This is a genomic window from Pseudomonas sp. TE6288 (genome assembly GCF_054062095.1).
Map to the genome: position 1 here is coordinate 24526 of NZ_JBSSEW010000016.1, position 24757 is coordinate 49282.

Annotated in this window: 25 protein-coding genes; 12 read left to right on the forward strand and 13 right to left on the reverse strand. The window is 65.6% G+C overall.

Translation table 11 applies throughout. The features are described 5' to 3' along the window. Positions 1-20: 20 nt before the first annotated feature. From ACVWY1_RS17745 to ACVWY1_RS17755, 3 genes are all read left to right on the forward strand, one after another. Entirely contained in the window at positions 21-1127 is a 1107-nt protein-coding gene (locus ACVWY1_RS17745; RefSeq protein WP_110703134.1) for a peptidase C39 family protein, read from the forward strand. A 173-nt stretch (positions 1128-1300) separates the two neighbouring features. After that, positions 1301-2179, forward strand: coding sequence for an RHS repeat-associated core domain-containing protein (locus ACVWY1_RS17750; protein WP_457378583.1), 879 nt, complete (start codon positions 1301-1303; stop codon positions 2177-2179). Between the two features lie 124 nt (positions 2180-2303). Then, a complete protein-coding gene (locus tag ACVWY1_RS17755; protein ID WP_457378584.1) occupies positions 2304-3197 on the forward strand; it encodes a GNAT family N-acetyltransferase in 894 nt (297 codons plus the stop codon). 55 nt (positions 3198-3252) lie between these two features. Here ACVWY1_RS17755 and ACVWY1_RS17760 read toward each other — a convergent pair whose 3' ends face one another. From ACVWY1_RS17760 to ACVWY1_RS17775, 4 genes are all read right to left on the reverse strand, one after another. After that, the gene (locus tag ACVWY1_RS17760; protein WP_277502692.1) at positions 3253-4263 is read right to left on the reverse strand and encodes a zinc-dependent alcohol dehydrogenase family protein; all 1011 of its coding nucleotides are present in this window, start codon (positions 4261-4263) and stop codon (positions 3253-3255) included. Positions 4264-4385: 122 nt separating this feature from the next. Further along, entirely contained in the window at positions 4386-4976 is a 591-nt protein-coding gene (locus tag ACVWY1_RS17765) for an HAD family hydrolase (RefSeq protein ID WP_457378585.1), read from the reverse strand. Next, entirely contained in the window at positions 4973-5842 is an 870-nt protein-coding gene (gene tesB, locus ACVWY1_RS17770; protein ID WP_110703148.1) for an acyl-CoA thioesterase II, read from the reverse strand. The genes ACVWY1_RS17765 and tesB overlap by 4 nt, the downstream gene beginning before the upstream one ends. Before the next feature lie 91 nt (positions 5843-5933). Beyond that, positions 5934-6503: a GNAT family N-acetyltransferase gene (locus tag ACVWY1_RS17775; protein ID WP_139668342.1), complete on the reverse strand. Its 570-nt coding sequence runs from the start codon at positions 6501-6503 to the stop codon at positions 5934-5936. A gap of 167 nt (positions 6504-6670) precedes the next feature. On the opposite strand from ACVWY1_RS17775, the gene pmrG reads away from it, so the two are divergent. The 3 genes from pmrG to ACVWY1_RS17790 all read left to right on the forward strand — a co-directional run bounded on the left by pmrG (position 6671) and on the right by ACVWY1_RS17790 (position 9774). Then, positions 6671-7357 (forward strand): lipopolysaccharide core heptose(II)-phosphate phosphatase PmrG, encoded by a 687-nt coding sequence (gene pmrG / locus ACVWY1_RS17780; protein ID WP_277502685.1) that lies wholly within the window; start codon positions 6671-6673, stop codon positions 7355-7357. Between the two features lie 111 nt (positions 7358-7468). Beyond that, on the forward strand, positions 7469-8383 hold the full coding sequence (locus ACVWY1_RS17785; protein ID WP_277505537.1) for a histone deacetylase family protein: 915 nt from the start codon (positions 7469-7471) through the stop codon (positions 8381-8383). A gap of 149 nt (positions 8384-8532) precedes the next feature. Then, positions 8533-9774, forward strand: a complete 1242-nt coding sequence (locus tag ACVWY1_RS17790; RefSeq protein ID WP_457378586.1) for a TIGR03862 family flavoprotein — start codon at positions 8533-8535, stop codon at positions 9772-9774. A gap of 34 nt (positions 9775-9808) precedes the next feature. Here ACVWY1_RS17790 and ACVWY1_RS17795 read toward each other — a convergent pair whose 3' ends face one another. Together ACVWY1_RS17795 and yedA are read right to left on the reverse strand one after the other, a co-directional pair. Further along, complete coding sequence (locus tag ACVWY1_RS17795) at positions 9809-11140, reverse strand: DEAD/DEAH box helicase (RefSeq protein WP_102684159.1); 1332 nt, start codon at positions 11138-11140, stop codon at positions 9809-9811. A 55-nt stretch (positions 11141-11195) separates the two neighbouring features. Next, positions 11196-12116 carry a drug/metabolite exporter YedA gene (gene yedA, locus ACVWY1_RS17800; protein WP_102684160.1) on the reverse strand — a complete coding sequence of 307 codons (921 nt, stop codon included), beginning with the start codon at positions 12114-12116 and terminating at the stop codon, positions 11196-11198. Between the two features lie 152 nt (positions 12117-12268). Here yedA and ACVWY1_RS17805 point away from each other — a divergent pair, with 152 nt between their 5' ends. Then, on the forward strand, positions 12269-12727 hold the full coding sequence (locus ACVWY1_RS17805) for an Lrp/AsnC family transcriptional regulator (protein ID WP_023631363.1): 459 nt from the start codon (positions 12269-12271) through the stop codon (positions 12725-12727). An 8-nt stretch (positions 12728-12735) separates the two neighbouring features. On the opposite strand, the gene ACVWY1_RS17810 is transcribed toward ACVWY1_RS17805, so the two are convergent. Further along, positions 12736-13215 (reverse strand): NYN domain-containing protein, encoded by a 480-nt coding sequence (locus ACVWY1_RS17810; protein WP_023631362.1) that lies wholly within the window; start codon positions 13213-13215, stop codon positions 12736-12738. A gap of 108 nt (positions 13216-13323) precedes the next feature. Further along, complete coding sequence (locus ACVWY1_RS17815) at positions 13324-14058, reverse strand: DUF2076 domain-containing protein (RefSeq protein ID WP_457378587.1); 735 nt, start codon at positions 14056-14058, stop codon at positions 13324-13326. Positions 14059-14215: 157 nt separating this feature from the next. On the opposite strand from ACVWY1_RS17815, the gene ACVWY1_RS17820 reads away from it, so the two are divergent. Further along, positions 14216-14878, forward strand: a complete 663-nt coding sequence (locus ACVWY1_RS17820; protein ID WP_110703165.1) for a YciC family protein — start codon at positions 14216-14218, stop codon at positions 14876-14878. Positions 14879-14888: 10 nt separating this feature from the next. On the opposite strand, the gene hrpB is transcribed toward ACVWY1_RS17820, so the two are convergent. Continuing rightward, entirely contained in the window at positions 14889-17417 is a 2529-nt protein-coding gene (gene hrpB, locus ACVWY1_RS17825; protein ID WP_457378588.1) for an ATP-dependent helicase HrpB, read from the reverse strand. 119 nt (positions 17418-17536) lie between these two features. On the opposite strand from hrpB, the gene ACVWY1_RS17830 reads away from it, so the two are divergent. Beyond that, positions 17537-17956: a polyribonucleotide nucleotidyltransferase gene (locus tag ACVWY1_RS17830; protein WP_102684164.1), complete on the forward strand. Its 420-nt coding sequence runs from the start codon at positions 17537-17539 to the stop codon at positions 17954-17956. Between the two features lie 25 nt (positions 17957-17981). Further along, the gene (locus ACVWY1_RS17835) at positions 17982-18851 is read left to right on the forward strand and encodes a cation diffusion facilitator family transporter (protein WP_102684165.1); all 870 of its coding nucleotides are present in this window, start codon (positions 17982-17984) and stop codon (positions 18849-18851) included. Between the two features lie 21 nt (positions 18852-18872). Here the strand turns inward: ACVWY1_RS17835 and ACVWY1_RS17840 are convergent, their stop codons facing one another. Further along, a complete protein-coding gene (locus tag ACVWY1_RS17840; RefSeq protein ID WP_277502671.1) occupies positions 18873-19706 on the reverse strand; it encodes a DUF6515 family protein in 834 nt (277 codons plus the stop codon). A 444-nt stretch (positions 19707-20150) separates the two neighbouring features. Here ACVWY1_RS17840 and ACVWY1_RS17845 point away from each other — a divergent pair, with 444 nt between their 5' ends. Both ACVWY1_RS17845 and ACVWY1_RS17850 read left to right on the forward strand, forming a co-directional pair. Further along, positions 20151-20627 carry an Lrp/AsnC family transcriptional regulator gene (locus ACVWY1_RS17845; RefSeq protein ID WP_011535815.1) on the forward strand — a complete coding sequence of 159 codons (477 nt, stop codon included), beginning with the start codon at positions 20151-20153 and terminating at the stop codon, positions 20625-20627. Between the two features lie 53 nt (positions 20628-20680). Further along, positions 20681-20884 (forward strand): DUF2788 domain-containing protein, encoded by a 204-nt coding sequence (locus ACVWY1_RS17850; protein ID WP_023631482.1) that lies wholly within the window; start codon positions 20681-20683, stop codon positions 20882-20884. A gap of 23 nt (positions 20885-20907) precedes the next feature. On the opposite strand, the gene ACVWY1_RS17855 is transcribed toward ACVWY1_RS17850, so the two are convergent. The 3 genes from ACVWY1_RS17855 to ACVWY1_RS17865 all read right to left on the reverse strand — a co-directional run bounded on the left by ACVWY1_RS17855 (position 20908) and on the right by ACVWY1_RS17865 (position 24737). After that, positions 20908-21537 (reverse strand): pseudouridine synthase, encoded by a 630-nt coding sequence (locus ACVWY1_RS17855; RefSeq protein ID WP_457378589.1) that lies wholly within the window; start codon positions 21535-21537, stop codon positions 20908-20910. A 6-nt stretch (positions 21538-21543) separates the two neighbouring features. Next, positions 21544-23007, reverse strand: a complete 1464-nt coding sequence (amn, locus tag ACVWY1_RS17860) for an AMP nucleosidase (protein ID WP_023632409.1) — start codon at positions 23005-23007, stop codon at positions 21544-21546. 77 nt (positions 23008-23084) lie between these two features. Beyond that, positions 23085-24737: an acyl-CoA dehydrogenase family protein gene (locus ACVWY1_RS17865; protein WP_102684168.1), complete on the reverse strand. Its 1653-nt coding sequence runs from the start codon at positions 24735-24737 to the stop codon at positions 23085-23087. Positions 24738-24757: the final 20 nt, after the last annotated feature.

Genomic DNA, 24757 nt, shown 5'->3' on the forward strand with positions numbered 1-24757 from the left:
GCAACTTTTACGGCGGCCCTATGCACATCGAATTTCGCCTGGCAACTGTTGACGACCTGCCGGCCCTGCTGGCGCTGGAGAACCAGTGCTTCGCCATCGATCGACTGACCCCGCGCAGCTTTCGCTGGATGCTTTCCCACGCCAACGCCAGCCTGCTGGTGGCGCAACGCGACGGACAACTGATGGGTTATGCGCTGTTACTCTTCCACCGTGGCACCTCGCTGGCCCGGCTGTATTCCATCGCCATTGCCGAACAGGCGCGTGGCCATGGCCTTGGCGCCCGCTTGCTGGAACAGGCCGAACATTGCGCCCTGGAGCACGAACGCGCCTACCTGCGTCTTGAGGTACGCACCGACAATCCCAAGGCCATTGCCCTGTACGAACGCCATGGCTACCGCCGCTTCGCCCAGGTCGACGACTACTACGAGGACCACACCAGCGCCCTGCGCTACGAAAAGCGCATCCTCCAGCACCCGGCGGGCGAGACGCGACCGGTTCCCTACTATGCCCAGACCACCGATTTCACCTGCGGCCCGGCCTGCCTGCTGATGGCCATGGCCGCGCTGCGATCGCAGCGCCCGCCAAGCCGCCGCGAGGAACTGCGCCTGTGGCGCGAGGCAACCACCGTGTTCATGACCTCCGGCCACGGCGGCTGCAGCCCCCACGGGCTGGCGCTGGCCGCATGGCGTCGGGGCTTTCGCGTGCGCCTGCTGCTCAATACCGAAGGGCCGCTGTTTCTCGATGGCGTGCGCCAGCCTGGCAAGAAGGAGGTCATGCGCCTGGTTCATGAGGACTTCTGCGCCGAATTGCAGGACAGCGACGTGGAGGTCGCCCGGCAGGCCCCCGACCTGCCCCGGGTACTGGCCGAAGGCGGCCTGGCGCTGGTGCTGATCAGCAACTACCGGCTGACCGGTAGCAAGGCGCCGCATTGGGTGCTGGTCACCGCCTGCGACGACGACTTCGTCTACCTGCACGACCCCGACACCGACCACGCTCGTCACCGGCAGGCCCTGGACTGCCAGCACCTGCCGGTCAGCTACCAGGAGTTCCAGCGCATGAGCCTGTTCGGTGGGCGCAAGTTGCGGGCGGCGGTGGTGGTGTTTGAACGGGAGGTACGTAGGGCGTAAAGCCATCCGCGTTCGATGCGTTTACCTCAACCAAACCCAGTGAGGAGGTGGTCCGGGCAACTGTCATTTTTACCAGTTTCACGGGCCTTTACGCACTGATAGTTTGGCTGTCATCAGCTTGAGCACGACAGATCGCGATCATCCGGGCTTTCCCACTACAAATGGTACCCACCATGACAAACACCTTGCTGGCCACAGACCGCCTGCAAAGCCCGCTCTTGATGCGGCAAGCGGAAAAGCCCACCGGCATAAGCTATGGTCCCTACGGTGATCGCACCCCGCGAGCCAATACGCCTGTATCGGGTTTTACTGGACAGCCCTGTGAACAGCATCTGAGTTGGTACGTGCTAGGTAATGGGCACAGAACCTACAACCCCATGATCATGCGGTTCCACTCGCCCGACGGCCTGAGCCCTTTCGGTCGTGGCGGAGTGAACGCTTATGCCTACTGTCACGGAGACCCTATCAACTTCCATGATCGAAGCGGACGCTCCAAGTGGTTAGCAGCCTGGACAGTTATAAAAGACTATTTATTACCAGAGTGGATCTCACCCATACTTACCAACAGTGTAAATGCACTTGGCGCCTCTCAACCTGCGTTGACTATTGCTGCCACTGCGATCGCTGACCGGAGAAATGGCACTCATAATATTGACCTAGCGGATCGCAATACACAAATTGCTTTCACGGGTTCAGTTGTTGCTACAGTTGGTGCACTTGGCGAAGCCGCCGCACTGCCAACGCAACTTGTTACTGCTACAGGGAATGCCATAGTGATTGGGGTGGGTTACCATGAACTTGGAAGCACCATCGGTGCATCTCACCAAGCAGGCGCGTCGCGGCGAACTCCCGAATCAATACCTATGACCCGTGCAGACCATACGACAGTTGACGGTTTTGACACTGTCGACACCGGATCTCCAAACGTCCCCCGCTCTATCAACCTTGGAGGCCAACGCTTGAGAACACCTCGAACGAGGATGGAACAGCAGCACATCGAAATAGCCAATCTTCGTCAGCGAATTCGCCAGCTAGAAGCGGATGGTCAGTAACCTGGAAGTCCAACTACTGGTGCCTGCCTGAGAACATTCAGTTTCCAACTGCACAATTAATTACAACACTCGCTCAGTGTCATGGCTAATATTCAGTGCCTCATACATAGCGTCAGAAAAGGCCATGGTAACCTCCCTGAGCGAGCCCACCCACAAACTGGTTGAACACTACCGAGACGACCAGCTTCTACGCGCCGAACTAAACGCCCTGACCCGCCAGACCTTCGGCTTCGACTTCGAAGCCTGGTACCAGGCCGGTTTCTGGCAAGCCGACAACCAGCCGTGCTCACTGGTTCGCGACGGAAAGATGCTGGCCAACGCCTCGGCCAACCTGCTCGACTTCACCCTCGGTGGCCAACATCTGCACTGCGTTCAGATCGGCACGGTGATGACTGCGCCCGAAGCACGAGGCCGTGGCTACAGCCGTTATCTGATGGAAGTGCTGGTGGAGCGCTGGGCAGGCCAATGCGACCTGCTGTACCTGTTCGCCAACAGCACCGTACTTGATCTCTACCCCAAGTTCGGTTTTCGCCGAGTGGTCGAACGCGAGTACTACCAGCCCTGGGCTGCGCAACCACGGGCCACGACCTTCCACCCGGTGAATCTGGATGATGGCGAACAACGTCAACGCTTCATCGATGCGCTGGAAAAGAGTTGTCCACAGGCACGATTGAGCCTGGTACCGAATGTGCCGCTGACGATGTTCTATTGCGATGGGCCATACCGGGAGGCGGTGTTCCATTCCGCAGAGCACGAGGCCTATGTGGTGATCGAACATGATGGCGAGCGGATGGTGCTGGTGGACGTGTTCTGCGAACGCGAACTGGTGCTCGCCGATGTGGTGGCTGAACTGGTCACGGCTACGACCCGGGAGGTAGTGCTGGGGTTTGCGCCGCTACATAGCGATGGCTTCGCGACGCGAGTTGTGGATAACGATGATGCGCTGTTCGTCTGGGGCGCGGCCCCCACCAGTGTCGATGGACAGGCGCTGATGTTTCCATTGCTGTCCCATACCTGAACTGGGTCCCACGCCAAACAGCGCACCGTCTCTTCACAGGGCCTTGCACAGACCTTCACCAGGTCAGGCAGATCTTGCCGAAATGCCGGTTGCTCTCCTGATACCTGAACGCCTCGACCATCTGCTCCAGTTCGAAATGCTTGTCCACCACCGGCCGCAGGCCGTTGGCGTCGATGGCGCGGACCATCGCCTGCTGCTGGGCGCGGCTGCCCACCAGCACGCCCTGCAGGCGGATCTGCCGCACCAGCGCCTGCACCAACGGCAACTGCCCGGCCACGCCGGTGAGAATGCCGATCAACGACACGTGGCCACCGATGCGCGCCGCGATCATCGACTGCTCCAGGGTGGCCGGGCCGCCGACTTCGATCACATGGTCCACGCCACGGCCGCCGGTGAGTTCACGGACCTTTTCGCCCCAGGCAGGCGTGGCCTTGTAGTTGATCAAGTGATCCGCGCCCAGTGCCTTGAGGCGCTCGAGCTTGGCATCGCTGGACGAGGTGGCGATCACCGTGGCGCCGGCCAGCTTGGCGAACTGCAGGGCAAAGATCGACACGCCACCGGTGCCCTGCACCAGCACGCTGTCACCGGGCTTGAGGTGGTCGTCGCTCATCAACGCGCGCCAGGCGGTGAGGCCGGCGGTGGTCAGCGTCGCCGACTCGGCATGGCTGTAGCCTTTGGGCGCATGGGTGAAGGAGGTAGCCCGGGCGGTAACCTGTTCGCGGGCGTAGCCGTCGATGCCATCCCCCGGCACGCTGGCGAAGCCCTCGACCTGGGCCTGGCCGCCGAGCCAGTCGGGGAAGAACGTGCTGACCACGGCATCGCCAACCTGGAACTCACTGACCCCAGCCCCCACCGCGATCACTTCGCCAGCGCCGTCGGCCATCGGGATGCGCCGCTCGCTCGGCCCCCACATGCCACTGACCACGGCGAAGTCGTGGTAGTTGAGGGAGCTGGCATGCAGGCGCACGGTGATCTCACCGGCCTTGGGCGCGACGGTTTCGCAGGTGCCGACCTGGACCTTGTCGTAGCCGCCGCCGGGCAGGACGTAGAGGGCCTTGGTGCTCATGGGATGGGTCTCCATCATGGGAAAAGGTGCAGTGCAGCTTAGACAGGTCTGGACGATCGCGGGGCAGGCCCGCTCCCACGATGGTAGGCACGTGGGAGCGGGCTTGCCCCGCGACAGGGCCGTCAGCCGAGCAACGCCCTCAACGCCCGGCAATCGGCCGCGTGCCAGTCAGCCAGCTGCGGCCAGGGATTGTCCGGCAAGTTGACCAGCACGGTGCGGGTGCCTGCGGCCCGGCCGCAGTCGAGGTCGAAGCGGTAGTCACCGACCATCACCATTACACCGGGGCTCACACCCCAGGCCCGGGCGATCTGCAACAACCCGTCCGGGCTGGGCTTGGGTGCCGCCTCGTCGCGTCCGAGGATATGTTCGACCGGGAAGCAGTCAGCCAGGCCGATGGCCTCGAGGGTCACGTGGGCAAGCTCGCTGGCATTGCGCGTGAGAATGGCCAGCCGGCAATCGCGTCGGGCCAGTTCGCGCACCAGCTCCACGGCGCCGTCGGCGGCCTTGGAGGCGATCGCCAGGTCGCGCTCATGCTCCAGCAGCCAGGCATGCTTGGCCGCCGCCTCCGCTGCCGGCAAGGCTGCCAGGTGGGTGAGGATGTCGTGCTCGGACGGGATTTCGAGCGCTTCGCGGATGGCCGCGAAGTCATGCACGGCAACCGTCAAGGTGCCGTCCATGTCGAACACCCAGTGGCGAATGTCGCCCAGGCTCATGCCCAGTCCTTGCGATGGCGGATCAGGCCTTCCTGGGTCGAAGAGGCCACCAGTTGCCCGGCGCGGTTGAAGATGCTGCCCCGGCAGAAGCCACGGGCATTGCCGGCCCAGGGGCTGTCGGTGGCGTACAGCAACCAGTCGTCGGCGCGCAGGTCACGGTGGAACCACAGTGAGTGGTCGAGGCTGGCGATCTGCATGTCCTTCTGCCACACCGACTTGCCATGGGGCAGCAAGGATGTGGTGAGCAGGCCGAAGTCCGAGGCGTACGCCAGCAGGTACTTGTGCAGCGCCGGAATATCCGGGAGGTTGCCATCGGCACGGAACCAGGCGTACTTGACCGGGTCGCCTGGCTTGGGATTGAACGGGTCGCGCTCGGTGACCGGACGGATCTCGATGGGCTTGGCGCACAGCACCTTCTCGCGGATGCGCTCGGGTAGCTTGTCAGCCATGGCGCTGGCCAGCTCGACCTCGCTAGGCAGGTTCTCCGGGCCGACCACGTCGGGCATCGACGCCTGGTGCTCGAAGCCTTCTTCGTCGTACTGGAACGAGGCGCTGCAGGTGAAGATCGGCTGGCCCTTCTGGATCGCCGTGACCCGCCGGGTGCTGAAACTGCCGCCGTCACGGACTCGATCCACTGAGTAGACCACCGGCATGCTGGCATCACCCGGGCGCAGGAAGTAGCCATGCAGCGAATGCACATGGCGCGCATCCTCGACCGTCTGGCTGGCCGCCGACAACGACTGACCGAGCACCTGGCCACCGTACAGCTGGCGGAAGCCCAGGTCCTGGCTGCGTCCGCGGAACAGGTTCTCCTCGATGGACTCGAGGCTCAGCAAGTCGACCAGATCGTCGAGTACGTGGCTCATGGGGTTCTCCTGGCAAGGCAATACGGCGCGTTTATGCCGGCGAATGATACAGGGTTTTGCCGTTGGTCCCGTCGTACGAATGGCGAGCTATTCAGCCGCGCAGGTTCTGTTGCCAGCGGGCGCGGTCGATGCGGTACAGCACATGAGGGCGCAGCGGATCGTTCGGCGGCAGGCGCGGGTGCTCGAAGCTGCCCTCGAGGTCCTGAACCATGCCGATGGCCTGCATCACTTTCTGCGACGGCAAGTTGCCCTCGGTGGTGAACGACACCACCTCGTCCAGATGCAACTGGGCGAAGGCACAGCGCAGGCAAGCCCAGGCCGCCTCGCTGGCGAAACCCAGCCCCCAGTGCCGGCGGGCCAGGCGCCAGCCGATCTCCACCGCCGGGGCGAAGGGCGCGTCGAAGTTGACGTTGAGCAGCCCGGTCATGCCGATGAAAGCACCGCTGTCCTTGCGCTCCAATGCCCACAGGCCGAAGCCGTACTCGTTGAAATGACCGCGCACCCGGCCGATCAGCGCGGCCGCCTCGACCCGGGTCATCGGTGCGGGGAAGTAACGCATCACCTGTGGGTCGGCGCACAAGGCGGCGAACTCGCGCAGGTCGTCGTCCTGCCATTGGCGCAGCACCAGGCGCGGGCTTTCCAGTTCGAGGATGGGGGTCATCGGCGCGGCTCCAGAATCTCGGTCTGGCAGTTTACAGCGTAGGCCGCGTCCATCGTCCAGCCGATGCATTTTTCACATCGGCTTCACCGCTCCCCGACAGGCGCCTTCGCACAATGCCGGCACCCACCGCGGCCTTGGTCGACGCCGCACTGCCATCGGAGTGACGCATGCCCCCCAGCAACGCCCTGCACAACCCGGCCCTGCTGGCCCGCCCCGAACGCCGCCGCTCACGTACCGCGCTCGGCGCCGCCATCGGCCTGCTCCTGGTACTGGCTGGGGCCAGCACCTGGCTAGCGACGAGGACGCACATCGTGAACCTTGGCAACGAGCAACAACTGAGTGACAGCGGCCTGCTGCAGGACTGGAAGGAAGGCGCGGTGATCGTGATGATCCGCCATGCCGAGCGCTGTGACAGCGCCCCTGGCCCCTGCCTGGACGATGCGACCGGCATAACCGTGGCCGGCAGCCAGGCGGCGCAGCGGGTCGGCCACGGCTTGCGGCAGCTGGGGCTGACCGGAGCCGATGTGCTCAGCAGCCCGAAGCTGCGTACCCGCCAGACCGCGCATTTCATCCTTGGCCAGGCCGTGTCCAGCGAAGACTGGCTGGAGCGCTGCGACCGTCCTTTCCCCGCCGAGGCCATGGCCCGCAAGCGGCCCGGGCATAACCTGGTACTGGTGACCCACAATGGTTGCATCGATCACTTCGCCCGCCAGCAGCATGTGCCGGGCGGCGAGCGTGAGAGCGGCTACGCCAGTGCGCTGTTCGTGTCGGTGGATGGCAATGGCAAGGCACGGATTCTTGGGCGGATGAACGAGCCGGACTGGCAAAGGGTGCTGGCATCGGCAGGCCAATGAGCGCCACAAGATAACCTCAGCTCCGTGGGAGCGGGCTTGCCCCGCGATTGCGTTGGCGCCGGCGCCACCAATACTGGCAAGATCGGTGTTCGCCCCCAACGCGCCGACACCATGCCCCTGCCGCTGATCTACCACGACGACTACAGCCCCGAATTCCCGCCGGACCATCGCTTCCCGATGGACAAGTTCCGCCTGCTGCGCGATCACCTGGTAGACAGCGGCCTGACCACCGACACCGCCCTGCTGCGCCCTGAAATCTGCCCCACCGACATCCTCGCCCTGGCCCATGACCGTGCCTATATCGAGCGCTACATGAACGGCGAACTGTCCCGCGAGGACCAACGCCGCCTGGGCCTGCCCTGGAGCGAAGCCTTGGCCAGGCGCACCGTGCGCGCCGTGGGCGGTTCGCTGTTGGCCGCCGAGCAAGCGCTGCAGCATGGCATCGCCTGCCACCTGGCCGGCGGCACCCATCATGCCCACTACGACCACCCGGCCGGCTTCTGCATCTTCAACGACCTGGCAGTGATCAGCCGTTACCTGCTGGAAGCCGGACGCGTACACCGGGTGCTGATCTTCGACTGCGACGTGCATCAGGGCGACGGCACCGCGCGCATTCTCCACGACACGCCGGAGGCGATCACCGTATCGCTGCACTGCGAGCAGAACTTCCCGGCGCGCAAGGCCCAGAGCGACTGGGACATCCCCCTGCCGCGCGGCATGCACGACAGCGCCTACCTCAAGGTGGTCGAGGATGCGCTGAACTACCTGCTGCCGCTGTACCAGCCAGACCTTGTGCTGTATGACGCCGGCGTCGATGTGCACAAGGACGACGCCCTGGGCTACCTGCAACTGACCGACGCAGGCCTCGCTGCCCGCGACGAGCATGTGCTGCGTCAATGCCTGGGCCGCGACATCCCGGTGGTAGGGGTGATCGGTGGCGGCTACAGCAAGGACCGCCAGGCCCTGGCCCGGCGCCACGGCATCCTCCACCACAGCGCGGCGCGGGTGCTCGGTTGTGCACAATGACTGTGGAACCGCCTGTGGATAACCTGCGGGAAAGCCGCTCCAGCCCTTTAACTGCCTGAGCCGCAAAGAGTTGGTTGTTTTTTGAGCAGTGCCGCGAGCCGTCCCGCTGGGGTAGAATGCGCGCTCTTTTCCACAGCCTGCCGCCCGCCATGAACGATCCTCGCCCCGCCTCCTGCCCCCTTGTCGCCGTGATCGGTGGCGGCCCTGCTGGCCTGATGGCCGCCGAAGCCCTGGCCAGGCGCGGGATGGTGGTTGAAGTGTTCGACGCCATGCCTTCGGTGGGCCGCAAGTTCCTGCTGGCCGGTGTCGGTGGCATGAACATCACCCATTCCGAGCCCTACCCGGCCTTCGTAGGCCGCTACGGTAAACGCCACGGCGAGATCGACACGCTGCTGCGCGACTTCGACGCCGATGCCCTGCGCCAGTGGATTCACGGCCTGGGTATCGAAACCTTCGTCGGCACCTCGGGCCGCGTATTTCCCCGCGACATGAAGGCCGCGCCGCTGCTGCGGGCCTGGCTCAAGCGCCTGCGCGAGGCCGGGGTGGTTATCCACACCCGCCACCGTTGGCTGGGCTGGACCGACGCTGGTGCCTTGCGGATCAGTTATCCACAGGGCGAACGACAAGTGCAGACAGACGCCGTGGTACTGGCGCTGGGTGGCGGTAGTTGGGCGCGCCTGGGTTCGGACGGCGCCTGGGTGTCGCTGCTGGCTGAACGGGGTGTGGATATCTCAGCGCTGCAACCGAGCAACTGCGGCTTCGAAGTCGAAGGCTGGAGCACGCTGCTCAAGGACAAGTTCGCCGGTGCCCCGCTGAAGAACATTGCCTTGAGCGTCCCTGGCGCCGCGCCGCGCAAGGGCGAGTTCATCCTCACCGCCCAGGGAGTGGAAGGCAGCCTGGTGTATGCCTGGTCGGCGGCGCTGCGCGAGGCGATCAACCGCGACGGCCGGGCGACCCTGCTGCTGGACCTGCTGCCGGACCGGCCTGTAGACAAGATTGCCCAGGCCCTGGCCAGGCCGCGTGGATCGCGCTCGATGGCCAAGCATCTGCACGGTCAGCTGGGCATCGACGGGGTGAAAGCGGCGTTGCTGCGCGAACTGACCGACCAGGCGACCTTTGCCGACCCCGCCTGCCTGGCAGCGGCGATCAAGGCGCTGCCGATCGTGCTGGTGCGGACCCGGCCGCTGGACGAGGCGATCAGCAGTGCCGGCGGGGTGCGGTTCGAAGGGTTGGACGACGGACTGATGGTGCGCAACCTGCCCGGGGTGTTCTGCGCGGGGGAGATGCTGGATTGGGAAGCCCCGACGGGTGGGTACCTGCTAACGGCGTGCTTCGCTAGTGGGTTGCGGGCGGGAAATGCGGCAGCTAATTGGCTGACGCGCCTGACCTGAAGAATGCCGGGGCTGCTAGGCAGCCCCGAGGATCTCAAGGCTTGGGCTTGCGCGGCTTGCCACCGAACGCCGGTACCTTGCGCACCGCCTTGACCGCCGGCGCAGCAGCCCCCGCTCCCTCGCTGTCCATCCAGCGCCCCAGGCCTCGCTTGGCGCTGTTCTCCTTCGGCTTCTTGGGCTTCTTCGGTTTCTTCAGCACCTGGCCACTGGCATCGGTCACCGGCACCCGGTGATCGGGGATGAAATCCGGCTCCTCGTGCCGTGGCAACACCTGGCGGATCAGGGTCTCGATCGCGGCCAGCAATTGCACCTCGTCGGCACACACCAGCGAAATCGCCTCGCCCTTGTTCCCTGCGCGGCCGGTACGGCCGATGCGGTGCACGTAGTCTTCGGCGACGATTGGCAGGTCGAGGTTGACCACCAGCGGCAAGTCGTCGATGTCCAGGCCGCGAGCGGCCACATCGGTGGCCACCAATACCTGGATCTCACGGGCCTTGAAGCTGTCCAGGGCGCGCTGGCGAGTGGCCTGCGGACGGTCGCCATGGATGCCGTCGGCGTTCACGCCCTCGGCCAACAGACGCTCGACCAGTTGATCGACACCGTTGCGAGTCTTGGCGAATACCAGCACCTGCTTCCAGCGCTGCTTGCGCATCAGGTGGATGAACAGGTCGGCCTTGCGCTTTTTATCCACAGGCACCAGCCACTGCTTGACCGTGCTCGCGGCGGCGTTGCGCGGGCTCACTTCGATGCTCAGCGGATCGTTCAGCGCCAGGCCCGCGAGCAGACGGATCTGCTCGGAGAAGGTGGCGGAGAACAGCAGCGTCTGGCGCTTGCGCGGCAACGCCGCGTACACCGACTGCAGTTCTTCGGCAAAACCCAGGTCGAGCATGCGGTCGGCTTCGTCGAGCACCAGGGTCTGCACCTGGTTGAACTTCACCGCGTTTTGGCGGAAGAGGTCGAGCAAGCGGCCTGGGGTCGCCACCAACAGGTCGACACCACGACGCAGGCGCATCATCTGCGGGTTGATGCTGACCCCGCCATACACCGCGTAGGTGCTCAGCGGCAGGTTCTCGGCGTACTCGCGCACGTTGTTGTGCACCTGCTCGGCCAGCTCGCGGGTCGGTACCAGCACCAGCGCACGGATCGAGTTGCTGGCGACCTTCTCCCCTTCCAGGGCCAGGCGCTGCAGCACCGGCAAGGCGAAGCCGGCGGTCTTGCCGGTGCCGGTCTGGGCGGCGGCCATCAGGTCGCGACCGGCGAGCACGGCGGGGATGGCCTTGGCCTGGACCGGGGTGGGCGTGGTGTAGTCCAGCGTCTGCAAGGTGCGCAGCAGCGGTTCGATCAGGCCGAGTTGGGCGAAATTCATGGCAATACCGTCAGGGGGTTCAGCGAAGGCGGCAAGTTTACCGCAACGCCCTGCCCTACTTGCACATTTCGCCTTTCAGCGGCACCGGCTGCTGCGGCGCCTTGCGCCATTGCGGCAGGCCGATCAGCACCACCGCGCCAATGATCACCGCCATGGCCACGCACTCCTCGGCGCCGATCTGCTCGCCGGCGAAAACGATCCCCAACAGCACCGCCACCGCCGGGTTGACGTAGGCGTAGCTGGTGGCCGCTGCCGGGCGCACGTGCTTGAGCAGGTACATGTAGGAACTGAACGCCAGGATCGAGCCGAAGAACACCAGATAGGCCAGCGCCCCCCAACCGGCGGCCGTGGGCATTTGGGTCAGCCGCTCGCCGCTCACGGCGCTGCCGATCAGCAAGGCGGCGCCGCCCACGAGCATTTCCGCGGCACTGGCCATGGCGCCCTGGGGCAGCGGCAGGCTCTTGCTCCACACCGAGCCGAAGGCCCAGGCCGCTGCGGCGAAAAGGATCAGCGCCGCGCCCATGGGGCTGGCCTGCAGGTTCGAGCCCAGGTTGAGCATGCCGATGCCGACGAGTCCAAGGGCGATCCCCGCCCATTCCAGGCGCGAGTTGCGATGGCCGAAGAACAGCCCGAACACCAGGGTGAACAGCGGCACCGTGGCTACCGCCAGCGCCGCCACGCCCGAGGCGACCCCGGCATGCTCGGCCAGGGTCACACCACCGTTGCCGCAACTGAGCAGGAGAAAGCCGATGGCGCCGGCCGCGCGCCACTGCGGCCAGGTCGGCGCTGGCGCGCCGCGCCAGCGCAGGAAGCCATACAGCAGGCTGCCGGCAATCACGAAACGCACGCCGGCCATCAGCATCGGCGGCCAGGACTCCACGCCGATACGAATGAACAGGTAGGTCGAGCCCCACACCAGGTACAAGGCAAGGAAGGCTCCGATGAGCAACAGCGGGAAGCGGCGGGCGGTGGACATGGCAGGGCTCGAAATCCGTTTACGGGTGGATTAGTTTAGAAAGGCCCTCGCGCAAAATTAAGTTACAAAACACGTTTAAAACACCGAAACACTTTGCAATGCACGGTTATGCAGACGCTTCACCGTCGATTGCAAGGTCACCTGGAATCGCCATGGACAAGTACGATCGCATGCTTCTCGCCGCGCTGCTGGAAAACGGCCGGGCCACCTACGCGCAGCTGGCGCGCCAAGTCAATCTCTCCGCCCCGGCGGTGGCCGAGCGGGTGGCCAAGCTGGAGGCCAGCGGTGTTATCAGCGGCTACACGGCCAAGGTCGACCTGGAAAAAATCGGCCTGCCGATCCAGTGCGTGATGGAACTGCGCCTGGCCAGCCATGGCAACCAGCAGGCCTACGAGGCCTTGGAGAAGATCCCTGAACTTACCGAGTGCCACCGGGTGACCGGTGACCCGTGCGTGATCATGCAAGCGGCCGTCACGTCCATGGGCGAGTTGGAGGCGCTGATCAACCGCGTGTCGCAGCTGGGCTTCACCAAGACCTCGATCATCCTGTCCAGCGCGGTGGCGCGAAGGGTGCCGCTGGGGCATCTGGGGGGTAATGGCAAAAAAACCTGAGCGTGAGTTCAGTGACGCAGCAGCAGCCTGCCCTCGATCGGCACGTAGCGGCTTGCGGCGCGGATTACCGACAACGCCGTCAACCCCGGCACGCCGTACACGACGGTTTCCACGCCATGGCGTTGCATTGCCCGCTCCAGCAACAGGTCGAAATCACCGTCGCCGGAGGCCAGCACTACCTGGTCAACCCGTGCCGCCGCCTCGATCACATCGAGGGTGATGCCCACGTCCCAGTCACCCTTGGCCGAACCGTCGGCACGTTGGATGAACGGCTTTAGGCGCACCTCGAAACCGAGGTTGCGCAGGATCTGCTGGAACTGTTGCTGCTTGCTGTCGCCGCGGTCGATGGCATAGGCCACCGCTTCGACGATCTGGCCCTCGCGGCTAACGTCGGCCCACAGCGCGGCGTAGTTGAAATGGCAGCCATGGCCTTGGCGAACCGTGTAGTAGAGGTTCTGTACATCGGCGAACAGCGCGATTTTCTTCACCGGGAGCCTCTCTCTGGCAGTGGCAGGCAATCGCGGGGCAATCCCGCTCCCACGCTTCGACAGGAGCGAGCTTGCCCCGCGATCAGACGCTGCAGTATGCCAGAGCCCTCAGACGTAGTCGTCGTCCGAGAAGAAACCGCCATCATCGCCGCCGCTGTAGTCGGTATCGGCGAACCCGCCCTGGTCATTGCCCCAGCCACCGTTGTCGGCCACCTGGCGCTGACTGTCCTGATCGTTCCAGCCGCCAGCGTCGCTGGCCGGCGCCGGCTCTTCCTTGATCACCTCGACGATTTCTTCAGGCTGCGAGTTGTGGTTGAACAGGCTGCTGATACCTTGAGCCAGCAGCACACCACCAGCCACCCCCGCAGCAGTCTGCATTGCCCCGCCGAGGAAGCTGCTGGCACCGCTGCGCGCCGGAGTAGGCGCCGCACCGAAACCCTGTGGTGGTGGTGGCGGGGTATAAGCCTGCGGCGCCGGCTCACGCCAGCCCCCTGTGGAAGTCGAAGCCGGAGCAACCGGCCGCTGCGGCTCCGGGTTGCGCGCTCCCGCACCGAAGATGCTGGAAAGAAAACCGCCGCCGCTGCCACTGGGGCGGCTTGCCTCCAGTTGCGCCCGCGCTTGCTTGAGCTCGGCCTCGAGCTGCTTGTTCTGCTCGTCCAGGCGCTTGATCGCCGCTTCCTGCACCAGGATCGCCTGAGCCATGTAGTAAGGCGCCGCCGGCTGCTGGCGCAGGTGCTCCTCGATGCGCGCCTGGGCCTGGGCATCACGCGGCTGGGCCGGGTCTTCGGCTTGCTTGAGACGGCCGAACAGGCCATCGATCAGGGTTTGTTCTTCAGTGTTCATCGGGGCAACCTCGTGCGCTGAACAGGGCATCGGACAGCGTCAAAGATGGGGGGCCGGGCGCGGCGATTCAATTGCGCTGGCCATGAAACTTTTTTCAGCAAGCGGGCGGTCTGGGCTAAAGTTACGCCCTGCTTTTTCCGCCATGCGATGTTGACCGATGAATCCGTTGAGCGTTCTGCGCGACTCCCTGTACTTCTTCCGCCGTCACCTGACGGGCATCCTCCAGCTGTGCCTGCCGTTGGTGGTACTCGAGGCCCTCGGCACCCAGCTGCTCTACAACCAGCTGGGCGAACAGGCCTCGCCGGCCTACGGCATGCTGGTCAGCCTGCTGTTCTATCCGCTGTACAGCGCCGCGCTGATCCTCTACCTCGACACCCGCAGCAATGGCCAGGCCATCGCCAAGCGCGACCTGTTCGCCCGCGCCCTGCAGCTGTGGCCGATGTTGGCCCTGCTGATCGTGATCAGCTCGCTGCTGATCATGGCGGGCCTGGCGCTGTTCATCTTCCCCGGCGTGTGGATCATGGTGAACCTGGTGTTCGCCGAGTACCTGCTGGTGTTGCGCGGCCTGCCGGTGATCGAGGCGATGCGCACCAGCGCGCGCATGACCACCGGACACTTCCTGCGCATCATGGTGTGCATGCTCTCGGTACTGGCGCCGCTGTGGCTGATCGACGGCCTGCTGCTGCAGCTGTTCCCAGAGCCACAGGCCGGCGTGCAACTGGCATTGGACAGCCTCAGCGGCTTCCTGCAGCTGTTCAGCACCGTGGTGCTGTACAGGTTGTTCATGCTACTGGAGAGTGAGGCGGGCGCAGCCACCTGATCGCGCGCGCTCAGGCTTTCCTCGGCTTGGCCCGCGCCGTAGCCTCGGCCACCAGTGGGTCTTCCGGCCAGTAGTGCTTGGGATAGCGCCCTTTCAGGTCCTTCTTCACCTCGGCGTAGGTGGTGCGCCAGAAGTTGGCCAGGTCCTGGGTCACTTGCACAGGCCGACGTGCTGGTGACAACAGGTGCAGCTTGACCTGCTGCCGCCCATTGGCGATGCGTGGAGTGTCGGCCAGGCCAAACAGCTCCTGCAGGCGCACGGCCAGGATCGGTGGTTGCTCGCTGTAGTCCAGGCGGATGCTTGAGCCCGAAGGCACGGCCAGGTGCGACGGTGCGAGCTCGTCCAGGCGCTGGGGCAGCGGCCAGGGCAGCAGGTTGCGCAGGATCGAGGCCAGATCCAGGTTGGAAAAATGGCTCAGCCGCGACACCTTGCCGAGGTAGGGTTGCAACCAGTCTTCCAGGCTGGCCAGCAAGGCATCGTCACCCAGGTCAGGCCATTCGCTGTGGTTGTCCTTTTCCAGGTCGAGCTGGCGCAGCAGCACGACACGGGCCTGCCACTGGCGCAGTTCCGGGGTCCAGGTCAGCAGGTTCAAGCCTTTGCGCCGTACCAGGCCGAGCAACGCCTTGGCCCGCGCCTCGTCGTCCAGCCCAGGCAACGGTTCACGGCTGAGCACCAGCTCGCCGACCTTGCGCTGGCGCTCGGCGCGCAACACCTGCTCGCGTTCGTCCCAGTCGAGCAGGTCGAGCTGCTCCACCTGCTCGGCCAACACTCCGCCGAACAGCGACGGGTCGAACTCGGCAGCCAGGTAGATGCGCTCCTCGCGTTGCCCCTGACGGCTGCCCAGGTCGGCGATCACCAGCCACGGGCTTTTCATCAGCACATCGGCTTCGGCGAACAATGCCGCGCGGCCATTGGCCAGGCGATACTCGGCGCCGCCGTCGCGACGTTGTTGCGCCACCCGGTCAGGGTAGGCCAGCGCCAGCACCGCGCCCAACCAGCGAGGATGATCGGGGTCGGCGACCGGGCTGCGCGGTTTGCCACGTAGCTGACCACGATACTGACGAGCCAGTTGCCGGGCGCGCTGCACGCCGCCCTGCCCGCCCCGGGAGGCGCGGCTTTCACCGCTGAGCAAAGCCAGCCGGCTATGCAGGTCGGCACCGCCGCCGCGCATGATGTCGCGCTCGCCCAACAACGCGGCGACATCGCACGCCAGGTCGGCCAACCCAAGATCCTGGCCGCGCAGCAGCAGGTGGGCGATACGCGGATGCGCAGGCAGCTCGGCCATGGCCTGACCATGGGCGCTCAGGTTGTCGCGACAACCCGGCTTGAAGGCGCCGAGCCGGGCCAGCAGGTCCTGAGCTTGCGCGAAGGCGGCCGCTGGCGGTTGGTCAAGCCAGCTAAGCTGCTCCGGCGGCACACCCCAGCGCGCCAACTGCAGGGCCAGCCCGGCCAGGTCGGCCTGGAGGATTTCGGCGCTGCCGTGGGCCGCCAGTTGGTCATGTTGCGCCTCGGACCACAGCCGATAGCACACGCCAGACTCGAGGCGCCCGGCACGCCCGGCGCGCTGGGTAGCGCTGGCGCGGGAGATGCGCTGGGTGTCCAGGCGGGTCATGCCGCTGCCGGGGTCGAAGCGCGGCACCCGCGCCAGCCCGGCGTCGATCACCACGCGCACACCGTCGATGGTCAGGCTGGTCTCCGCGATATTGGTGGCCAGCACCACCTTGCGCTGGCCCTTGGGCGCCGGCTCGATGGCGGCGCGCTGGGCATTCAGCTCAAGCTCACCGTGCAGCGGGCAGAGCAGGATCTCCGGACGCTCGCCCACAGCCTCCTGCAGAGCCTGGTGCACGCGGCGGATCTCGGCCTGTCCGGGGAGGAACACCAACAGGCTGCCGGATTCATCGGCCAGGGCCTGGAGCACGCAGTCGACCACGCGCGGCTCGACGAACTCGCCAGGCTGGAACGGCCGGCCCCAGCGGATATCCACCGGGTGCATGCGCCCCTGGCTGCTGATGATCGGTGCATCGTCGAGCAGGCGCGACAGGCGCTCGCCCTCCAAGGTTGCCGACATCAGCAGGACCTTCAGCGGCGGCTGGTCACGCAGCAACGCCCGGCCGTTGAGGCTCAGGGCCAGGGCCAGGTCGGCATCCAGGCTGCGCTCGTGGAACTCGTCGAAGATCACCAGGCCCACGCCTTCAAGCGCAGGATCGCTTTGCAGGCGGCGGGTGAGGATGCCTTCAGTGACCACTTCGATACGCGTGTTCGGGCCGACCTTGCTGTCCAGGCGGATGCGATAGCCCACGGTCTCGCCGACCTTCTCGCCCAGTTCACTGGCCAGGCGTTCGGCGGCGGCGCGGGCGGCCAGGCGCCGCGGCTCGAGCATGAGGATGGTCTGCCCGGCCAGCCAGTGCTCGTCGAGCAGCGCCAGCGGTACGCGGGTGGTCTTGCCGGCGCCGGGGGGCGCCTCGAGCACCGCTTCGTCACGTTCGGCCAGGGCTTGGCGCAGGTCGGACAATACGGCATCGATCGGTAATGAAATCATGGTGGTCCTCGAACAATCGTCCGAGTATAACGGCGAACCGAGGCTGCCCTATCATGGTCTTAACCTCAGGCGCCGGCGATTGCCGCGCCCTTGATCGTCGTTACCTTCCGGAGATTCACATGCGCATCCCTTCCCGCGTCATCGGTGGCGCCCTCATCGCCACCCTGCTGACCCAGCTGACGGCCTGCGGCACCCTGTTCTACCCTGACCGTCGCGGCCAGATCGAAGGCAAGATCGACCCTGTGGTCGCGGCCATGGACGCCATTGGTATTCTCTTCTACGTGCTCCCCGGCCTGATCGCCTTCGGCATCGACTTCGCCACTGGCGCCATCTACTACCCCGGCGGCAAGAGCGCGCAGATCGACCCGGCCAAGCTCAAGCCGGCGGTCAATGCCGACGGCCAGGTCGACAGGACCAAGCTGCAGGCTATCCTGGAGAGCGAACTGGGCCAGCGCCTGCCATTGAACGACCCACGGCTGATCCAGCACCGTGGCAGTGTCGAGCAACTGGCCAGCTACGGCCTGGTGCCTGCCGCCTGATCTGACCACGGACGATCCTCTGCGCATGACCGCCACCGCCGAACACCAACGCTTGCTGCGCCTGGCCACCCGCGCCTCGCTGAGCGTCGCCTGCATCCTGGTGCTGAGCAAGGCCGTGGCCTGGTGGCTGAGCGGCTCGGTCAGCCTGCTGGCCGGGCTGACCGACTCGGCGCTGGATGCCGCCGCCTCCTTTCTCAACCTGCTGGCCGTTCACTACGCCTTGCGCCCCGCCGACGACGACCACCGTTTCGGCCATGGCAAGGCCGAAGCCCTGGCCGGCATGGCCCAAGCACTGTTCATCGGGGTCAGCGCGGTGCTGATCGGGGTCCAGGCGGTTGATCGGCTGACGTCGCCGGAGCCTTTGGGCGACACTGCCGCCGGCATCGTGGTGATGCTGCTGTCGCTGGTACTGACCCTCGCATTGCTGGCATTTCAGCGCAAAGTCATCCGCGCGACCGGCTCCACGGCCGTGCGCGCCGACTCGCTGCACTACCGATCCGACCTGCTGCTCAACGCCAGCATCCTCCTGGCGCTGCTGCTGGCCCGCTTCGGTTGGCCACAGCTCGATGCTCTGTTCGGCCTGGGCATCGCCCTGTACATCCTGTGGAGCGCGCTGCAGATCGCCCGCGAGAGCACGGCGATCCTGATGGACAAGGAACTGCCTGCCGATGTCGGCGAGCGCATGCTCGAAGTGGTGCTGGCGATTCCCGGGGTGAAGGGGGTGCATGACCTGCGCACGCGGGTGTCCGGCAGCCAGTGGTTCGTGCAGCTACATCTCGAGTTGCCCGGCGAAATGCCGCTGCACGCCGCCCATGAGTTGTGCGTGCAGGCTTCGCAGGTCATTCGCCAGCGCTATCCGCGGGCCGATGTGATGGTTCACGCCGACCCGGTGTAGCCCGCGCTCGCAATTGCCTTGTCAATTGACGCTGTAGCCGCGCCCACTCAGGCACGCCCCCAATGCCCGCCTATAGTTGCCCGCCACATTGGCCGGAGGCGCATAGGTCGCCGTCGCCGGATCGAACCCCGACTGACTCACCGCCCAGCGGTGGCACTGGTATCGGTCCTGCTCCTGCTGCTCCGGCCCCTGGCCGTACATCGGGTAGGCGATCACATCATAGCCATTGCCCTGCTGCTGCGGTGCAGGCGCAACGCTGGGCGGGTTGACCACCACATACTCGCGGCTGTCGGCCTGGTACTGGTAGTACGTGTCGGCCACCAGGAAGAACAACGCACCGCTCAACCACACCTCGCGGGCATAGGGCGGCAGATAGCCGACCCGCACACCGTAAGGCGGCGTGACCACCACGTAGCCGCCGCCATGCGGCCGGTACCAATAACCGCCGGAGTAGAAGTAGTCCTGTCCACGATAAGGCACCTTCCAGTAGCGGTCCGGGAAGCGATCGACAGTGTGCCCGGGGTGATACTGCGGCCCTGGCCCCCAGCCATTGCCATGACCATCAGGCCGTCCCGACCAATTGCCGCCCGGGCGCTGACCCGGACCACCCGCCTCCCAGTGACGGTTGTCACCGTAACGCCGGGGAATGTCCTGGTAGTAGCCCTGGCGCGGCGGTTGCGTCTGGCGCACTTCGTCCCGTGAATTGAGCGGCGATCCGCGCCGTTCACCACCGCCCTGCTCCTGTTGGCCGCCATGACTGTCATGCCCGTCTCCGGGACCCTCGGCCAGGGCGCCCAGGCTGATGCCCAGGCCCAGCAAACCAACACCTGCCAACCGCCAGATGCGCGAACTCATGTTGTTCCTCTCGATGAAAACGCCCGCTTGTACCGTTCGCAGTCTACTCCGGGGACCACGACCGGCAGATGAAACAGCGCACAGCCTAGTGCGGTGTTTCACAAATGACGACTCTGATTCGCGGCACAATAAAAAAGGGAGGCCTTGCGGCCTCCCTTCGGGAATTGTCGTCCGTGCTCGGCGCTTGTGGCACCGGCTCACCTCGCGCCGTCTTCTGGACAGTGCGTAGCCCGGGGGCCTGGCGGATCCTGTTGGATGGCTGGCCGCGACCGCCCGCCTAGGGCGCGTCGCCGTGGACTGATGTCCGGGCAGTGATTCTGGTGATTAAGATAGGGCAGACGCTGGGGCAGAGGATTGCGAAGATTGCTCTGATAAATACCGCTTGCGCAATTTTTCACTCAGGATCGATAATTCGCCGCAATCCGAACAGAAAAGGTCCTTTCCATGAGCAAGCTCGACCGCTACGACCTGAGCATCCTCGCCGAATTGCAGCGCGATGCGCGCATCTCCAACCAGGAACTGGCCGAACGCATCGGCTTGTCGCCGTCCCCCTGCTCGCGCCGGGTCAAGCAGCTCGAGGACGACGGCTACATCTCGCGCCAGGTGGCCCTGCTGGATCGCAAGAAACTCGGCCTGAGCCTTACAGCCTATGTGCTGATCGGCATGGACCGGCACACCCCGGAACGCTTCGAAACCTTCGAGGCGGCGATCCGCAGCCTGCCCCAGGTCCTCGAATGCAGCCTGGTCACCGGGATGGACGCCGACTACCAGCTCAAGGTGGTGGTGCCGGACATGGACCATTACCAGAAACTGCTGCTGGGCAGCCTGACCCGTATCGAAGGAGTGACCAGCGTGCGCTCGAGCTTCGTGCTCAACCAGGTGCTGGCCAGCACCGAGCTGCCATTGACCCACCTGCGTTGAATCCCTGCGCGCCCGGCGTATGATCGGGCTTTGCGCTTGCCTGGAGTAAACCGATGGATCCCGCCGTATTCGAAGAGTGGATGATGATCATCCTCGTCACCGTGCTGATCGCCTTCATGGGCTTCATCGTCTGGGACCTGGCGAAGAAGTCCAAGGCGGGGCGCTTTGGCACGCTGATCCTGTTCTTTGTGCTGGGCCTTGGCGTGCTGGCGTTCATCATCAAGAGCGTGGTCGTGGGGTTTCTGGAAGGGGTCTGACGACCCCAACGCCGGGGCGGCGACTACAGCTTCGCCGCCACTTCCCGCCATCGCCCCTGCTCCAACCCTTCGATCGTCCAGTCACCGATACGCACCCGTACCAGACGCAAGGTCGGCAGCCCCACCGCCGCCGTCATCCGCCGCACCTGGCGATTACGGCCTTCACGGATCACCAGCTCCAGCCAGGCAGTCGGCACGCTCTTGCGAAAACGTACCGGCGGATTGCGCGGCCACAACTCGGGCTCCTCGAGCAGACGTGCCTGCGCCGGCAGCGTGGGCCCGTCGTTGAGTTCGACGCCCTCGCGCAGGCGCTGTAGCTGCTCCTCGCTCGGCTCGCCCTCTACCTGCACCCAGTAGGTCTTGGCCAGCTTGTGCCTGGGGTCGGCGATCCGCGCCTGCAGGCGCCCGTCGTTGGTCAGCAGCAGCAGGCCTTCGCTGTCGCGGTCCAGGCGCCCGGCCGGGTAGATGCCGGGGATGTCGATGAAATCCTTGAGCGTGGCGCGCCCCTCGCCGTCGCTGAACTGGGTGAGCACATCGAACGGTTTGTTGAACAGGATCAGGCGCGGCTCGGCCGGCGGCGCCTTGGGCTGGCGACGCAGGCCGGTGGTTCGCGCCGCAGGGCGGCGCGGGGTGCTACGGGGTGGCAGGGGCATGGATCCTCAGCGGAACGGCGGCTCATCGAAGCTGCGCAGTTTACGCGAGTGCAGCGAGTTGAGCTCGGTGCGCAGCAGGTCGAGGGCGGCGATGCCGATCTTCAGATGCTGGCTGACCGCGCGGTTGTAGAAGGCGTTGGCCGACCCCGGCAGCTTGATCTCGCTGTGCAGCGGCTTGTCGGAAACGCACAGCAAGGTGCCGTAGGGGACACGCAGGCGGTAACCCTGGGCCGCGATGGTGCCACTTTCCATGTCCACCGCCACGGCACGGGACAGGTTGATCAACGGGCGCTCCTGTGCCCAGCGCAGCTCCCAGTTGCGGTCGTCGTAGGTGAGCACGGTGCCGGTGCGCAGGCGCTTCTTGAGCTGCTCGCCACGTTCGCCGGTGACCTGCGCGGCCGCTTCCTGCAACGCCAGCTGCACCTCGGCCAGGGCCGGGATCGGGATGTTCGGCGGCACGACCCGGTCGAGGATGCCGTCGCGGCGCATGTAGGCATGCGCCAGCACGTAGTCGCCGATGGTCTGCGACTGGCGCAGGCCGCCGCAGTGGCCGATCATCAGCCAGCAGTGCGGACGCAGCACCGCCAGGTGGTCGGTGATGTTCTTGGCATTGGACGGGCCGACGCCGATGTTGACCAGGGTCACGCCATCGCCGTCGGCGGCGATCAGGTGGTAGGCCGGCATCTGGTAGCGGTGCCAGACCACGCTGGCGACCAGGGCCTGGGCCTCGCCGTTGTCCATGCCCTTCTCGATGACCACGTTGCCCGGCAGGACCATGCGCACGAAGCGTGGGTCCTCGCGCAGTTGCTCAAGGCCATGGGCGATGAACTGGTCGACGTAGCGATGGTAGTTGGTCAGCAGGATCCATGGCTGCATGTGCCGCCAGTCGCTGCCGGTGTAGTGCACCAGGCGGCGCAGGGAGAAGTCCACGCGGGCGGCGTCGAACAGCGCCAGCGGCAGGGTTTCGGCGCTTTCCCAGTCGTATAGGCCATCGGCGGTGTTGTCGGTGGCCGCCGACAGGTCGGTACTGGGGAACACCCGCGCCAGTTGCGCCGCGGTGATGCCGCTGCCCGCCAGCTCATCGCCCTGGTCAACCACGTAAGGGTAAGGAATGTTCTGTTCGCTGACACCGACTTCCACCGTCACGGTGTAGTCGTGCATCAACGGGCGCAGCTGTTCGAGCAGATAACCACGAAACGCCGCAGGTTGGGTGACAGTGACGCTGTATGTGCCATCCACCTGGACCTTGGCGTAGGCACGCGTGGTCGCGGCGACTTCACCCTGGCTGGAATAGATGAGGCGCAGGGCCGGGTAGCGAAACAGCGCGCGTTCTTCGTCACCGGGCTCGGTGCGGTCTTTCAGGTAGCGCTTGAGGGCCTGGCTCAGGGCACCGGTGGCCTGTTCATGCAAGGCCGCCAGACGGTCGACGGCCTGTTCGGGGGTATCAACGACTACAAACGCTTGGCTCACGCTGGGCTTCCTGTCTTATGGAATGCATGACAACCATCTTGCCTGCGTTGCAGGGTAAAAACACCCCCGCGATGGCGTTATCCGGCCCACACCGGCGTGGCCCTGGCTACCAGTGCCGCAGCATCAACCCCGCGCGGCAATGCGCCGTACACGCGACCACCGCCGCCCAGCCGACTGCCGATGAACGCGTCGCTCACCGTGGCGTTGCCCGCCTCCAGCAACAGCTTGGCCTGCAACGCCACGGCAATGTCCTCGGTCAGTTGCCGGGCGCGATACTGGATATCGCCGGTATCGGCGAACGCGCCCTTGAGGTTGCCGATGAACGCCGCCAGGCGTGGGTCGCCATGCCCGTCCCCCAGCTCGGTAAACAGCGCCTCCAGCACACCCGGCTCCTTCGACAAGGCGCGCAGCACGTCCAGGCACTGCACATTGCCCGAGCCCTCCCAGGTCGAGTTGACCGGCGCCTCGCGGTACAGCCGCGGCAGGATGCTGTCCTCGACGTAGCCGGCACCGCCCAGGCACTCGGCGGCCTCGTTGATCATCCCGGGGGCGCGCTTGCAGATCCAGTACTTGCCCACGGCCGTCACCAGGCGGGCGAAATGTGCCTGCTGCGGGTCGTCGAGCCGATCAAGCGCCTGGCCCATGCGCAGGCTCAGGGCCAATGCGGCCTCGCTTTCCAGGGCAAGGTCGGCAAGCACGTTCTGCATCAAGGGCTGCTCGGCCAGCACGCGCCCACCGACCTTGCGGTGGGCACAGTGATGCGCGGCCTGGGTCAGGGCCTGGCGCATCAATGCGCTGGAGCCGACCATGCAGTCGAAGCGGGTCATGGCCACCATTTCGATGATGGTCGGCACGCCGCGCCCCTCCTCGCCCACCATCCACGCCAGAGCGCCACGGAACTCCACTTCGCTGGAGGCGTTGGAACAGTTGCCCAGTTTGTTTTTCAGGCGCTGGATATAGAACTGGTTGCGGTTGTCGTCAGGGCGGTGCCGAGGCAACAGGAAGCAGCTCAGACCCTTGTCGGTCTGCGCCAGGGTGAGGAAGGCATCGCACATGGGTGCCGAGCAGAACCATTTGTGCCCCACCAGTTCATAGGGCTGGCCTGCACCGGGCGCGCCGACGGGGTAAGCGCGGGTGGTGTTGGCGCGCACGTCGGTACCGCCCTGTTTTTCAGTCATGGCCATGCCGAGGGTGACACCAGCCTTGTGCCGGTCGCCGACGTTGCGCGGGTCGTACTCGCGGGCAAGGACCTTCGGCAGCCAGTAGCCGGCCAGCTCAGGCTGCAGCCGCAGGGCCGGCACGGCAGCGAAGGTCATGGTCAGCGGGCAGCCGGTACCGGCCTCGGCCTGGCTGTGCAGGTAGGTCATCGCGGCACGCGCCACGTGGGCACCGTCCCGTGGCTCGGCCCACGGCAGCGAGGGCAAGCCGTGCTCGACGGCGGTACGCATCAACTGGTGATACGCGGGGTGGAACTCCACCAGGTCGATGCGGTGGCCATAGCGGTCATGGCTGCTGAACTCGGGCTTGTGGGCATTGGCCAGGAAACCCGCCGTCATCAGTGGCCCACCGGCCAGGGCACCGTAGGCATCGATCCGCGACTCGGCCCAGCCGGCGCCGAAACGCCGCGACCACTCCTGCAAGGGCTGGTCTAGGCGGTAGAGGTTGGCGCCGTCGAGGGACGGCGGCTGGTTGGTGACTTCGTGGGTTTCAGCGAACTGGTGCAGGTTCATCGGGGCCTCCTGGATCCGCT